General features: G+C 39.4%; 11 protein-coding genes and 2 tRNA genes. 4 read left to right on the forward strand and 9 right to left on the reverse strand.

Annotated elements, in window-relative coordinates:
* Positions 1 to 62: 62 nt before the first annotated feature.
* From B5X70_RS02585 to B5X70_RS02605, 5 genes are all read right to left on the reverse strand, one after another.
* Entirely contained in the window at positions 63 to 773 is a 711-nt protein-coding gene (locus B5X70_RS02585) for a YebC/PmpR family DNA-binding transcriptional regulator (RefSeq protein ID WP_079556314.1), read from the reverse strand.
* 304 nt (positions 774 to 1,077) lie between these two features.
* Entirely contained in the window at positions 1,078 to 1,665 is a 588-nt protein-coding gene (locus B5X70_RS02590) for a DUF3109 family protein (protein ID WP_079556315.1), read from the reverse strand.
* 69 nt (positions 1,666 to 1,734) lie between these two features.
* Positions 1,735 to 3,261, reverse strand: coding sequence for a 2,3-bisphosphoglycerate-independent phosphoglycerate mutase (gene gpmI / locus B5X70_RS02595; protein ID WP_079556316.1), 1,527 nt, complete (start codon positions 3,259 to 3,261; stop codon positions 1,735 to 1,737).
* A 195-nt stretch (positions 3,262 to 3,456) separates the two neighbouring features.
* Positions 3,457 to 3,529 (reverse strand) — tRNA-Phe (locus tag B5X70_RS02600).
* A gap of 134 nt (positions 3,530 to 3,663) precedes the next feature.
* Positions 3,664 to 3,736 (reverse strand) — tRNA-Phe (locus tag B5X70_RS02605).
* A gap of 240 nt (positions 3,737 to 3,976) precedes the next feature.
* Here B5X70_RS02605 and B5X70_RS02610 point away from each other — a divergent pair.
* The 4 genes from B5X70_RS02610 to B5X70_RS02625 all read left to right on the forward strand — a co-directional run bounded on the left by B5X70_RS02610 (position 3,977) and on the right by B5X70_RS02625 (position 8,040).
* Positions 3,977 to 5,203: a M16 family metallopeptidase gene (locus tag B5X70_RS02610; RefSeq protein WP_079556494.1), complete on the forward strand. Its 1,227-nt coding sequence runs from the start codon at positions 3,977 to 3,979 to the stop codon at positions 5,201 to 5,203.
* Positions 5,203 to 5,835, forward strand: coding sequence for an O-methyltransferase (locus B5X70_RS02615; RefSeq protein ID WP_079556318.1), 633 nt, complete (start codon positions 5,203 to 5,205; stop codon positions 5,833 to 5,835). The genes B5X70_RS02610 and B5X70_RS02615 overlap by 1 nt, the downstream gene beginning before the upstream one ends.
* 94 nt (positions 5,836 to 5,929) lie before the next feature.
* Positions 5,930 to 7,744: an AMP-dependent synthetase/ligase gene (locus B5X70_RS02620; RefSeq protein ID WP_079556319.1), complete on the forward strand. Its 1,815-nt coding sequence runs from the start codon at positions 5,930 to 5,932 to the stop codon at positions 7,742 to 7,744.
* 104 nt (positions 7,745 to 7,848) lie between these two features.
* Entirely contained in the window at positions 7,849 to 8,040 is a 192-nt protein-coding gene (locus B5X70_RS02625; RefSeq protein ID WP_079556320.1) for a cold-shock protein, read from the forward strand.
* Positions 8,041 to 8,102: 62 nt separating this feature from the next.
* Here B5X70_RS02625 and B5X70_RS02630 read toward each other — a convergent pair whose 3' ends face one another.
* The 4 genes from B5X70_RS02630 to porU form a co-directional block, all read right to left on the reverse strand.
* Positions 8,103 to 8,423, reverse strand: a complete 321-nt coding sequence (locus tag B5X70_RS02630) for a thioredoxin family protein (protein WP_079556322.1) — start codon at positions 8,421 to 8,423, stop codon at positions 8,103 to 8,105.
* An 11-nt stretch (positions 8,424 to 8,434) separates the two neighbouring features.
* A complete protein-coding gene (gene ispF, locus B5X70_RS02635; protein WP_317045055.1) occupies positions 8,435 to 8,920 on the reverse strand; it encodes a 2-C-methyl-D-erythritol 2,4-cyclodiphosphate synthase in 486 nt (161 codons plus the stop codon).
* Between the two features lie 8 nt (positions 8,921 to 8,928).
* Positions 8,929 to 10,104 carry a type IX secretion system outer membrane channel protein PorV gene (gene porV / locus B5X70_RS02640; protein WP_079556325.1) on the reverse strand — a complete coding sequence of 392 codons (1,176 nt, stop codon included), beginning with the start codon at positions 10,102 to 10,104 and terminating at the stop codon, positions 8,929 to 8,931.
* A 65-nt stretch (positions 10,105 to 10,169) separates the two neighbouring features.
* Entirely contained in the window at positions 10,170 to 13,955 is a 3,786-nt protein-coding gene (gene porU / locus B5X70_RS02645) for a type IX secretion system sortase PorU (protein WP_079556326.1), read from the reverse strand.
* Positions 13,956 to 14,426: the final 471 nt, after the last annotated feature.

The raw sequence follows: 14,426 nt of genomic DNA on the forward strand, positions 1-14,426 counted from the left end.
ACCGGCCTTTTCAAACCATGATTTGAAAAGGCCGGTTTCTTTTTACAACGTTATAAACCAATCTATGCCATATTATGAAACACATTGGTTACATCATCGTCCTCTTCAAATTTTGACAGAAGCTTTTCAACATCAGCCACCTGATCCTCGCTTAATGTCTTAGTATCGTGAGGAATTCTCTCAAACTCTGCGTTAAGTATTTCAAATCCATTCTCTTCGAGGTATTTCTGAACCGGCCCAAATGCTTCAAATTCTCCATATACCATCATATGCTCCTCTTCAACGAACACTTCCTGAACGCCAAAATCAATCAGTTCAAGCTCAAGCTCTTCAACATCCACCCCCTCTTTCATTTTCACTTTAAAGCTACATTTATGATCGAACATGTAGTCAACACTTCCTGAAGTTCCCAGTGAGCCGTTGTGCTTATTAAAATAACTCCGCACATTGGCCACAGTGCGCGTTGGATTGTCGGTAGCTGTTTCTACCATGACAGCAATACCATAAGGGCCATAACCTTCATAAACCACCTCTTTGTAATCGGCCTGATCTTTTGATGTGGCTTTCTTTATGGCGCGCTCCACGTTATCCTTTGGCATGTTTGCTGCCTTTGCATTCTGCATCAGCACGCGTAAACGGGGGTTGGCAACCGGGTCGGGACCTCCACTTTTTACAGCAATTACGATTTCTCGTCCAATTTTTGTAAACGTTTTCGCCATGGTTCCCCATCTTTTGAGTTTTCTGGCTTTTCTATATTCAAATGCGCGTCCCATTTTTATGTATAGATTAATGTGTTAATTGATGAATCAAATTATAATTTGGATTGCAAATTTAAAATATTTATCGATTTCAAAACTTCAAAGTTTAAATAGATTTTTAAATGTTATCCCGAGGCTTTCGGGATTAGAACGATAGACAAGACAAAATAGAAAATCAAATATGACTTATCGTCTTTCGCAACCACTCTATCTGTTTAATCCCGATTAATCGGGACTAAAAGTATTCATATCTATATCAGATATTAGAAACTAAATTTAAACAGTTACTTAGCAAAAGTAAAACTTCATTATCGGAATACTATAATGAATCCGGAGGATTCTCTTCCAATAACTTAGCGGCCTCTTCCATTTCATTATAAAACGGCTCCCCATATTTTCTGGTAATGGCATCTTTAAGAAAACGAAAAACAGGAACCTGCTCTTTCTCCCCTAACAAACGGGCAGCTTCACAAATATGCCATTGATGATAATTAATGGCCTCAAAATCCTTATACTTACTGACTCTGATGGGGTATAAATGACATGACACCGGTTTTCGGAACTCAACTTTACCTTCGTTGTACGCCTGCTCTATGGCACATTTACAAATTCCCTTCTCATCAAACAGTGCATATACACACTCCCTACCGTTAATGATTGGAGTTACCATATCTCCATCTCCATCCACTTCCCAGGCTCCATTTTTGTCAATCTCGGCTTGCGCCTTCTCCGACAACATTGGTTTTACTATAGGCAATATTTTCTCTAATATGGTGGTCTCTTCCTCCTCCAATGGTGCTCCGGATTCTCCCTCCACACAGCACGCTCCCAGGCATTTTGGTAAATCGCATATAAAATGCTTCTCAAATAAATCCAGGCTGATCAGTTTATCATCTATCTGTACCATATCATATAAAAAAATGCAGCAATTTCATTGGGAAATTGCTGCACAAAGAAACAATATTTTCACGAAAAATTATTCGATTGTAATAAGGCTCTTCCCTGTCATCTCTGCCGGCTTTTCAACTCCCATGATCTTAAGAATTGAAGGAGCAACATCGGCCAAAATTCCATCGGTGACACTGCCTTTGCGATCGGTTACCCAAATAAATGGAACCGGATTCAGTGAGTGAGCCGTGTTGGGCGAACCATCTTCGTTTACAGCATTATCGGCATTCCCGTGGTCGGCAATGATAATTGCTTCATATCCGTTGGCTTTAGCTGCTTCAACGGTATCACGCAAGCATTCATCAACAGCCTTTACAGCTTTTAATATGGCATTGTAATCACCTGTGTGTCCAACCATATCGCCATTGGCATAGTTCAGACAAATAAAATCAAACTTCTTTTTATTCAATGCTGCCACAACCTCATCCCGAACTTCGTAGGCACTCATTTCAGGCTGATGGTCGTAAGTTGGCACCTTCGGGCTGTTAACAAGAATTCTCTCCTCGTTGGCAAACACCTCCTCACGGCCTCCTGAAAAGAAGAATGTTACATGCGCATACTTTTCTGTTTCAGCCATGCGCAACTGAGCCAATCCGTTTGCTGCAACAATTTCACCAATTGTATTGGTAACATTGTCTTTATCAAACAGCACGTGCATTCCTTTATATGTTGCATCATATGGCGTCATGGTGCAATAGTACAATGGAAGAGTTTTCATATCATACTCCGGCATATCTCTTTGCGTCAGCACCTCAGTTATTTCCCTGGCACGGTCGTTACGGAAATTAAAGAATATGATAACATCACCTTCCTGAATGTTTCCAACAGGATTCCCGTTGGCATCAACTTTCACAATGGGTTTGATAAATTCATCGGTCACGTTGTTGTTGTATGACTCCTGAATTGCAGAAACCACATCCGTAACCGGTGTACCAACTCCTTTAACCAATAAATCATAAGCTTCTTTAACGCGTTCCCATCTTTTGTCGCGATCCATGGCATAATAACGTCCGATAACTGAAGCTACCTCTCCGTTATTATTTTTCATATGCTCCAGCAATTCGGTAACGTACCCCTTTCCACTTTTTGGATCGGTATCGCGACCATCCATAAATGCGTGAACAAATATTTTATCCAAACCAAATTCGGTGGCCACATCGGTCAGCTTATATAAATGCTCCTGACTGCTGTGAACTCCTCCTTTTGAAACCAAACCCAGAAAATGAACCTGCTTGCCATTCTCTTTGGCATAGTTCAAAGCCTTAACCAATTCAGGGTTTTGAGAAATTGAGTTGTCACGAATGGCCAGGTTAATTTTAACCAAATCCTGGTAAACAACACGTCCAGCACCAATGTTTAGGTGACCAACTTCGGAATTTCCCATTTGTCCGTCGGGCAAACCAACGTTTTCGCCAGATGCAGCAAGTTGAGAGTTGGGATATTTTGCTACCAAAGAATCAAAATATGGAGTATCCCCTTTAAATATTACGTCAGAATCCGACTTGTTGCCGTAACCCCAACCATCAAGAATAATAAGTATGGTTTTTTTGTCCATGAAATAGTAGTATTACAATATTTTTATAGAAATAACAGTTCGAATAGAACTTGTGTTCAGTGTTTTGCTCGTTTTAAACAAACGTTGCAAAATTACCTATTTTTACCCAAACTCTTTACTGAAAAGTGTTAATTCATTCTAAATAAGAAAATTGAAAACAAAAATAGCCGACCTAACCGGTCGGCTATTTTTTTGTGGTACCACCTGGAATCGAACCAGGGACACACGGATTTTCAGTCCGTTGCTCTACCAACTGAGCTATGGTACCGGATTGTTATTTTTACTGTTGCAAAAATAACAAATACCCAAAATCAATTAACCCTTAAAATCCTCAGGTAGAAAACCTTTCAAAATCATCAAACCTGAATTAAATCTAATGCACCTTTAAAACATTAAATTCTGTGGTACCACCTGGAATCGAACCAGGGACACACGGATTTTCAGTCCGTTGCTCTACCAACTGAGCTATGGTACCTTGCGAAAACGCGGTGCAAATATACGTAAAGATTTCTTTCTTCAAAACCACTCCATTATTTTTATTAACGTGGCAAACCACCAAAAACGCATACAAACCTGTATTTCAACAACTTTAAATTGAAAAATATTTTTCCAGTCAAATACATTTTTCACGTACACCGCAATGCATTACCGGAGAGTAATCATGTTTATCCCCGTTTATTTTACTAATTTTGCGCACTCATTTTTAAAACAAGAAATGCTACTTTTTTCACATACATTGCCAAACGGAATTCGTTTGATTCATCATCCTGTAGATTCACCGGTGGGTCACTGCGGACTCATCATCAACACTGGGTCCAGAGATGAGAAAGAGGATGAACACGGAATGGCTCATTTTATTGAACACGTACTTTTTAAGGGCACCAAAAAGCGTAAAACATATCATATCCTTAGTAGAATCGACGATGTTGGCGGTGAACTGAATGCCTACACCACAAAGGAGGAAACCTGTATTTACGCCTCTTTTCTGAAACAGGACTTCAATCGAGCCATGGAGCTGATTCACGATATTGCCTTTAATTCAACCTTTCCGGTTAAGGAAATTGAAAAAGAAAAGGAGGTCATTATTGATGAAATAAACTCCTATAAAGACAGTCCGGCCGACCTGATTCTAGACGACTTTGAAGAGTTGGTTTTTTCAAAGGATGCCATTGGAAGAAACATTCTTGGCACCCCGGAGACAATCTCGAAATTTGGTCAAAAGGATATTAGAAAATTCATGGCCGAAAACTACCATACCGATCAGATGGTGATTTGTTCTGTGGGACAAATACCTCCCGGTAAAATCATGAAAATTGCATCACGATATTTTGGTAGTATTACTCCAAATTACCGCCAACTCAAACGCCAACCCAATTCACCCTACCTGCCACAAACGGTGGAAAAAACCATGGATACTTTTCAGAGTCATGTGGCCATTGGCAACGTAGCCTACGACCTGAATCATCCAAACAGGCTGAGTCTTTTGCTGCTCAACAACATTCTTGGAGGGCCTGGAATGAACAGCCGCCTCAACATGTCGTTGAGAGAGAAAAATGGAATTGCATATAACATTGAATCCATCTACACCCCCTATTTTGGAACCGGAGTTTTCAGTATCTACTTTGGAACGGATGAAGAAAACCTGAAACGCAGCATAAAAATTGTGCACAAAGAACTAAAAAAACTCCGCGAGAAAAAGCTTGGCAAACTTCAAATTCACAATGCACGCCGGCAACTTAAAGGTCAGATTACCATTGCCAACGAAAACAGGGAGCACCTGATGCTTTCCATCGGAAAAAGTTTTATGCTGTACAATAAAGTGGATACAATAGAAGAAATATACAACAAATTAGACAACATTACTGCCGAAAAGCTTTTAGAAACAGCCAATGAGATATTTGCACCCGAACAGTTATCCTATCTGATTTACAGACAAAGTTGATGCAAAAAAAACTAGAACAATATATACTTGACCACATTAATGATGAAAATCCGGTTCTTAAAGAACTGGAACGATACACGTACCTTCACGTTTTGCGCCCTCGCATGCTGTCAGGCCATTTACAAGGCTCATTGTTAACAATGCTTTGCCGGATGATAAAGCCGGTTAACATTCTGGAAATTGGCACCTACACCGGATATTCATCCATATGCATGGCATATGGATGTAACGACTCAGCACATATACACACCATCGAAGTCAACGACGAGCTGGAACACGTCATTCGCAAATTTCATAAAAAAGCCGGAGTTGAAAATAAAATCACACTACACATTGGTGATGCCTTAAAAATAATAGAGAGATTAAACATCGATTTTGACCTGGTTTTTATTGATGGAGACAAGCGCCAATATCCTGAATATTACAATGCTGTTCTGCCAAAAACTAAACAAGGCGGTTTTATTTTAGCCGACAATATTTTGTGGGATGGCAAAGTAGCAAAACCCAACATGCCCGATGATGCATACACCAAAGGTATAATGGACTTTAACCGCATGGTTAAAGAAGATACGCGTATTGAAAAAACCATACTGCCTGTAAGAGACGGAATCACCCTAATCTGTAAAAAATAGATGGCAGTTTTAAAACATACCTGATTCTTTCGCACGATTTATATTCTTTTTTTACCTTTAGTTTTGAAAACCATTACTGAACAAGAAACTTAATATGCAAATTGAACGGACATTTGACTTGCTTGAGAACATCAAGCAAAACCACAACCGGCCGGACATATTAATGGCCAAACGCGAAGGACAATGGGTAAACTTCAGCGCCGATGACTACAACCGGACATCCAAGCATTTCAGCTACGGTTTGTTAGCCAGAGGGTTTAGCAAGGGTGACAAAATCGCAACGGTATCCAACAACCGGCCGGAATGGAACATTGCAGATATGGGAATGGCCATGGCCGGTGTCATCCATGTACCCATATACCCAACCATTGGCGATGACGAATACAAGCACATTTTGGCACATTCTGATGCCAAAATTCTTATTGTGTCCGATTTGGCTTTATACAACAGACTGAAGCCCATTGCCGAAGAACTGGAGAATATTGAGGAAGTTTTAACCTTTAATTTCTATCAGGACATCCCTCACTGGAGTTCAATCACAAAAGAAGGTGAGGAAAACCGGGTAAATTTTAAGGAAACACTTTTAAAAATTAGAAAAGAGATATCCCCTGACGATGTTGTTTCCATCATTTATACCTCAGGAACCACCGGAATGCCCAAGGGAGTAATGCTTACACATAATAACTTTATCAGCAACGTAAAAGCATGTGCGGAACTATTCGATCTGAGAGCAGGCGACCGCATTCTTAGCTTTTTGCCAATATCCCATGTATTTGAGCGAATGGTAAACTACCTGTTTCAATATAGAGGCTGCGCCATTTATTATGCTGAAAACCTGGGAACCATAGCACAAAACATGGTGGAAATTCAGGCAAACGCTTTTGCCACGGTTCCACGTGTTATAGAACGCATTTATGACCGCATTGTATCTAAGGGTGAAGATTTAACCGGACTTAAAAAAGCCATATTCTTTCAATCCCTGAAACTGGGAGAGAAATACCGATATAATGGAAAACACAACCCCTGGTATGGTCTGCGCCTTTGGTTTGCACGCAAACTGGTTTTCTCTAAATGGCAAAAAGCCTTTGGAGGCAAACTAAGGTTTGTTGTATCGGGGGGTGCTGCTCTTCAGCCACGTTTAAGCAGGCTGTTCTTTGCAGCAGGCATACCCCTTCTCGAAGGCTACGGACTCACTGAAACATCTCCAGTAATTGCCGTGAATCACCTCAGTAAACCAAACAGTCTTCTGATAGGAACTGTTGGCCCTGTGATTGAAAACGTTGAAGTAAAAATAGATGAAGACGGGGAAATACTGACAAAAGGGCCACACATAATGAAAGGCTACTACAAGGACGAAAAAAACACCGCTGAAGTAATTGACGAAAACGGCTGGTTTCATACCGGTGACATCGGGAAACTTATCGACAACAGATTTCTCAAAATCACTGACCGAAAAAAAGAGATGTTTAAAACATCTAGTGGTAAATACATCGCACCCCAGGTTATTGAGAACATGCTGAAAGAGTCTTTTTTCATTGAACAAGCCATGGTGGTAGGTGAAAATGAAAAATTTGCCAGCGCACTGATACTTCCAAATTTTGAATATCTGCATTTATGGGCACATGAACGACGCATACATTTCCGTGACAACATGGAACTAATTTCCCTGAACACCGTGCAAAAAAGATTCCAGCAGGAAATTGACCATTACAACAAACAGCTTGGGAAATTTGAGCAACTTAGCAGATTCAGGCTGGTTCATGAAGCATGGACAGCACAATCGGGAGAATTGTCGCCAACCTTGAAATTACGTAGAAGAGTTCTTTACAAAAAATATGCTGACATAATCAGGCAGATATACTCTTATAACGAAGGCGAAGAAAATCGTGGGAAGCACAAGTTTAGTTGACTTTTATCGCGAAAATGTTAAAAACCACCATTTTCTTAAAAAAAATGGTGGTTTTTTTAAAAAAATTTTACCTTTGGTGTAACTAATATTTTTTTTACACTATTATGAACAAAGGAATTGTAAAGTTTTTTAATGACACCAAAGGTTTCGGTTTCATTAAAGATGAAGAATCAGGCGAAGAATACTTCGTACATGTAACAGGTCTTGTTGACAAGATCAGAGAAAACGATGAAGTAACGTATGACCTTCAAGAAGGAAGAAAAGGTCTTAACGCTGTAAATGTTAAGCTGGCTTAGTTGTAGATTAATACACTATAACTTCCGATGTTAAAAAGGGTTTCGCAATGCGAAACCCTTTTTTAATCATCAAAAAGAATCTTATAAGGTCTGGAAAGTGCATCATCCAATTGTCCAATACCCATATTGCGTGAAAATCGCAATACTTCATTTCCTTCAAACAAAACTACCACAGTTGGAACCGCAAACACAGAATATTGTGCTGCTATTTCAGGAGATTTTGTAACATCGCAATACATCATCGCTATACGAGGATATTTCGCACCCAGCAACGCTTTCACTTTAGGTTGAAGCACTTTGCATACATTACAACCGTTATGAGAGAAGTATATTAATACTGCTTTATTTTCACTAATAATATTTTCGACAGAAGCATCCACCACATTACCTTCTTTTACTTATACAGCATCACCACAGCATAGGCCGAAACACCTTCACCCCTGCCTACAAAACCCATTTTTTCAGTAGTAGTTGCCTTAATGGAAATATCTTCTATACTTATTTGCATCACACTGCTCAATACTTCCTGCATCTTTGGAATAAATGGATTGATTTTTGGTTGCTGAAGACAGATGGTTGAATCAATATTTCCAACTTCATAACCGCTGTTTCTGATGATATGCATGGTTTTTTGAAGCAATACCTTGCTATCGACGCCCTTCAATGCCGGATCGGTATCGGGAAAATGAAAACCAATATCGCGCAGGTTAGCGGCACCAAAAAGGGCATCACAAATGGCATGTATCAAAACGTCGCCGTCCGAATGTCCAACCGATCCTTTTTCGAAAGGAACATGAATTCCTCCCAGCCACAATTTAAAACCAGAAGCGAGCTGGTGGACGTCAAAGCCCATTCCAACCCGCCATTTCATCTGTTGCATCTTATTGTTTATCTTAATTGATCAATATCAATTCCTAATGAGAACCTAACTGTATTTGCCAATGGGTTGTTCTGAACAACCGGAATGATGTATGAAGCATCCAGCGATAACATATTGAATTTTAAACCGATACCGGCAGTAAAGTGCTTGCGGTTCCCTTTATTTTCATGCTCATGAAAATATCCTGCTCGTATGGCAAATTGCTGATCATACCAATACTCTAAACCAATAGCATATGCAATCTCCTGAAGTTCTTCCTTAAAACCACCAGGGGCATCAGTAAAAGAACGAAACATGGCACTGGTCACCGACATATCGTTGTTCCTGAAATACTCATCTCTTGTCATATCAGCAGAAAGAGGTGGGGTTGGAACCAATAGCTTCATTGCGTCAAAAGAGACATTCAAACTGTTAAAGGCATCCAGTTCGGTGGACAAACCAACACCTAATCTTAGATTTGTGGGGATAAACTGGCGAGTATCTCCTCCATCATAGGATATTTTATTACCTATATTTGAGATGTTTATTCCTGAGGTAAAAACAGAATTGTTCCCAACTAGTTCGGTTGGAGTTTGAAAATAGAACGCCAAATCGGCAGCAAAAGAATTCCCTGCCTCCATATTTTCAACCATACCACCATACAAGTCCGATCGGATATACCTGAATGCCACAGCACCTGAGAACCTTTCTGACAACAATCGACTATACGCAACATCGATAGCAAATTCATTTGGTTTTACCTGTAAAGGCATCTGATCCGCAGTTTCCCGTAAAAGAATCTCACCTAAGGTGAAATATCTAAGTGATGCACTTATCACTTGTAGTTCATCAATCCTAGTGTAACCGGTAAGGTAATACATGTTAATGTCATTTACCAACTTTCTTAGCCATGGCGTGTAAGACATGGCTGCTCCCTGATTACCACTGATAAAAGCAAATTGCGCCGGGTTTACATGCTGAGCATGAACACTGGGAGTAGAGGCCACACCGGCATTCCCCATCGCACCTGCCCTTGAGTCTGGTGTAATTCCTAAAAACGGAACTGCAGTACTGATAATATTAACCTGCCCCCCTAACTCATTTAAGTCTATTTCTCGTTGCGCGTTTCCTGCTGTTGCTAATAAACAAGAAATAAACGCCATGATACCAACTCTTCGAAGGAAAAAATTAATTTGTGTCGTCATTATTTTTTATTGATTTTACTTTATAACTAGTATCTTCTCTTTAAAACTATAATAATTTGGATTTATTATGGTTTCACCAAAATTTTCTCAACAATCTGAGATTCTTTACCGCCACTGGTGCTGATATGAAATCTGATATAATAGAGTCCGGGATTCCGGATTCCAAGTGAGCCCAAAGCCACCGGAACCGGACTTACATAATTACCTTCAGCAACAACATCTACCCGATACTTCCCGATGGTTCTGCCATCGGAAGAGATGACATCCACATTGATATTTAATCTGGAGTTAGGTTCATCCAAACCAAAACTAAAATAACCAGTTGTATTGCCCGATGCCGGATTTGGATACCATTTAAAATCTCGTATCGTTAAATCCTTTCCACGACCAACAGTAAACTCCAACACCTCTGTTGTGGAATTGTTATAAGTGTCCCAGACCCTTAGCGATATTTCATGTTTCCCCGGCTCCAGTTCAGGTAGTTGGTATACAATAGTACCTTCCTGATAGGTATCGGGTTTAGCCTGGAAGTAACTGTTCAATACAATTGGTTCATTCCTGTTGCCATTAATTATTAAAACAATATCATGTCCAATGCCGGCTCCGGAAGTATTAATTCCGGATTCATCAAATATCTCTGCATAAAGCATAGGTCGGGAATTGGTAACATCTCCAGATCTGAATCCTGCATGATTAAGATACATATTCACCTGAGGTCCGTCATTATCTTCGGGTGCATCTACATTAAATCCGCCTACGACAATATTTTCGTAAGCACCAAATGCTGTGCCATATTGATCCGAGCGCGCATAATAGCTAATCTTTCCAAAACCGTAATTATATCTGATATCAAATGGAACTACAAATTCAATATCAAAGATACCATTTTCTACAGTCGCTTTCCCCCTAAACAGAATACTTGAAAAACTCTTGAACTCGAATGGAGTTGCACCAGCATTTCCTAGCGTTCTAACTTCCAATGGCTTATCAAAAACCACAACATTCACTTCTCCGCTAAAAGTCTCCATGAAATTACCATGTTTATCTGTAACCATTCCTTCCAGTTGCACTTTTGAAAGTGCTTGGATGGTATCAGGGATGGCATCAATGGATCTGCCATTGATTGCAATAGTATTAACTGAATGTTCCGGATAAATCAATTTCAATGCAGGATCGCCCAATAATGTAAAGTTAAGCTTATTCACACTGCTTCCGGCTCCGTTTTTTGTATTTCTGATAATGTCCCCGAAAGCCGGCTTTGAACCATCATTGTTTCTATAAAAAACATAATTAAAGAACGAATTATTAAGCTGGAAATTCAGGCTTGAAAAAACCACCCGTGTTGTCGTTAATAATCCTATGCCTCCTCCCGAGGAGTTTAAAAACACACGCTCTCCAGCTGACACACTGCTGTGATCGTCAAATCGGCCAAATTCACAGGTAGCTGTTACAAATAAAGGCAAGCGACGAATATTTGTCCAGTTATTGATGCTTGCGGTTGTGATCACCCTTTCTTCAGTAAGGCCACCTGGTCCTCCATGACCAACAAAATTAAATAGAATCGTACCTTCAGAAATTGTACGGTTTACCAGATCCTCTGCCTCTGGCACTCTTCGACCTGCAGATGATGATGTATGAGGATAATTGTCAAGGTAGATTTTACGAACATCAAACTCAGCGTGATTTCTCAAAACCCGCTCAGCAAGAAAGTCAGCATCTCTCTGATGGATGTTAAAATCGCCATCATCAGCTAAGAAGGTTACCAATTTACGCCATTCACCTGGATCTTGTTCTTCGAAATAGCGACGAACTTTACTTACAGCCACTTGCGCATCGGCTTCATTGTTTACAGGGAAACGACCAATCCCGATATCCAAGCGGTCAAATCGGTCATCAGCACCTTCATTCTGCCCCAAAAACCCAAAGTAATCATCAGTTACATAAGTATTAGTTTGATGCGTGGAATTTGCTGACTGATAAGTAACGATCCCCCGCTCTAAACCTGCAGTCTTTGAACGGTTATCGTATGAACCATTACCAAATAACAACAAATACTTTGGAGCAATCGTTTGGTCTCCATTGGCTCGGTGAAAAAGCATCCTCATTAGTGATCTTATAGCTGTTGGATCCTGATGTCCCCAAGAAAACTCATTATAAACCTGACTTACGGGAACAACCACTGGATCCAAATCATTGTGCTGTTGGTGTAATGCTGCCAGTTGATGTGCAAAAGTTTCAAACTCGTCTGCTACTACAATGACATAATCAGTTTGTTGAAGTGCATGTAAATTTTGATTTGGGACTAGCCCAACTCTATTCGGAACAGGAAACTGACCTGATGGATCGAAAGCAACATATTCACGATAAATTTCAGCATCTGCGACAAATTCAAGGTTTCCTCCAAACAGTTGGCTTTGCATTTTCTGTGGGGAAATGATATCGGTTACATCCCAAACAACATGATTGGAATTACCATTTTGAATTCTGAAGCGCAATACCCGGTCAGTTCCAGATGATTGCTTGTCCCTAAAATGCAATTGGCCTCCTTGCATACTTAATGCACTACGTGCATTAAACGTTATATAATCCAGGTAACCCTCTGCACGATTATGAGTTTCATTAAACTCAATTTTCACATCAAGCTTCTCCTGATCATCCTGAATCTCAATCAGTCCAGAAGCCTCATGCGCGAATGGTCCGTCACTTGAGAAGATTGAAACTGGAGGAATCGATAGATTCAGCAAAGCGGATGAATTATTTACAGAGACACGAAATGAATGCATATTTGGTGATCGTCCAACAACATTGATATTCATTTTCACCGGAGCAGAGACATCCCGCCCTTGGAAATCGAAAGAAACAGTCCTACTTCGAACGCCGTTACCTTCAAATTTCTCACCAAACCATTTACGACCAGATTTCAATATATTATGATTTTCTAGTTCATGGTATTTCCGTTCATCGAATGTTGTAATTGTATGCGTCGGTGTACGGGTTTCAACATCCATTAAAGGGACTGACTTGGGAGGAGAGTCTTTTTCAGTTAAAAAATAAAATGCAAAATTTGACCAATAATGCAATTGGTGAGTAAACATCTGCTTGTTATAATCCCAACTCCAGGTAACCGGACCATGTGCATAAAAATATATTGCATTGTTATGGTGCATGATCCCAACTTCAGGTAAATCATCAGGTCGTGCATTGGCATTGATACGCGGAACCATCTGTCCCCCATAACCATATATCGCAACATTTTGTGGATTACTAAAGCCCCAAGACGTTAATGTTGAATAAGGAATTCGGTAAATCCCTGTTTCTGAAACAGAAATTTTTTGCCAAAACCCAGAAGACAACACCGAATTAGACTTAAACAAAGAAGTAGATGCTTTTAAATCTGCACTCTTTAGGGCCTCCACAGAAGACGTTTGAAACTCAATTAACGCAGTAAAACCTGACACACGTAAGATCTCGTTATCCGCGAGGTGGAAAGGAATTATTTCAATTTCAAGATATGTATTCATGCGGATAGAAACGACCAGACTTCGAAGCTCAGGTAACACGTTTCTATAATCCGCCAAATGTGAAAATTCGGAATCTCCCGGCAACAGTTGCAAATCTTGTATTTGAACATTAATAGATGAGGGATCTGTTTCATTTGGCAGAGCAACCCGAAATCTGTAGACAGGAACGCCACCATCTTCCCAATGACCGTCACCTTCAAAAGGCAATGTCTCATTTATGGTATATTCTCCCCAAACTATTTGCTTACTAACTTCTAAACCATGCTTATGGGCATATAATGAAGATATTGCAAATAAAAACAATACTGAAAAAAAAACTATCCTTTGCATCTAATAATATAAGATATACATAATAAATAACCTGATATCAGGTTAAACGTAAAAAATCAAAAGTTGTTTCTCTAAAAGATCTCAATAATAAATCTATACCACCTCGCATCTTCGATCAATAAAGCGAGAATAAACCGAAGTAAAACTAATAAAAAGTAAAACTATAACGGCTCTTTTTTAAATAAATTGTACTATAACAACAGTATTGAAAATCCAAATAAATGTAAAGTCTATCTCTCAGAAAAATAAAAAAGGATGACTTATATAACAATTTTAAAAATACATCGTTTTAATATTTACAATTTTCCTTTTCAGAGTTTTTAAAAATCATCAATATTAAATTCAAGCCAAAGATAGAAAGACATTTCAAACCACTGAATCATTGAAATCATTCATTAACTTTGAACAGAATTTTAAAAAAAATAAAATTAGTATCCGATTAGGTATAACCTTTTTTTTACTTTTGCAGTA

It is taken from the genome of Alkalitalea saponilacus (assembly GCF_900168165.1).
Taxonomy (GTDB): Bacteria; Bacteroidota; Bacteroidia; order Bacteroidales; family Marinilabiliaceae; genus Natronoflexus; species Natronoflexus saponilacus.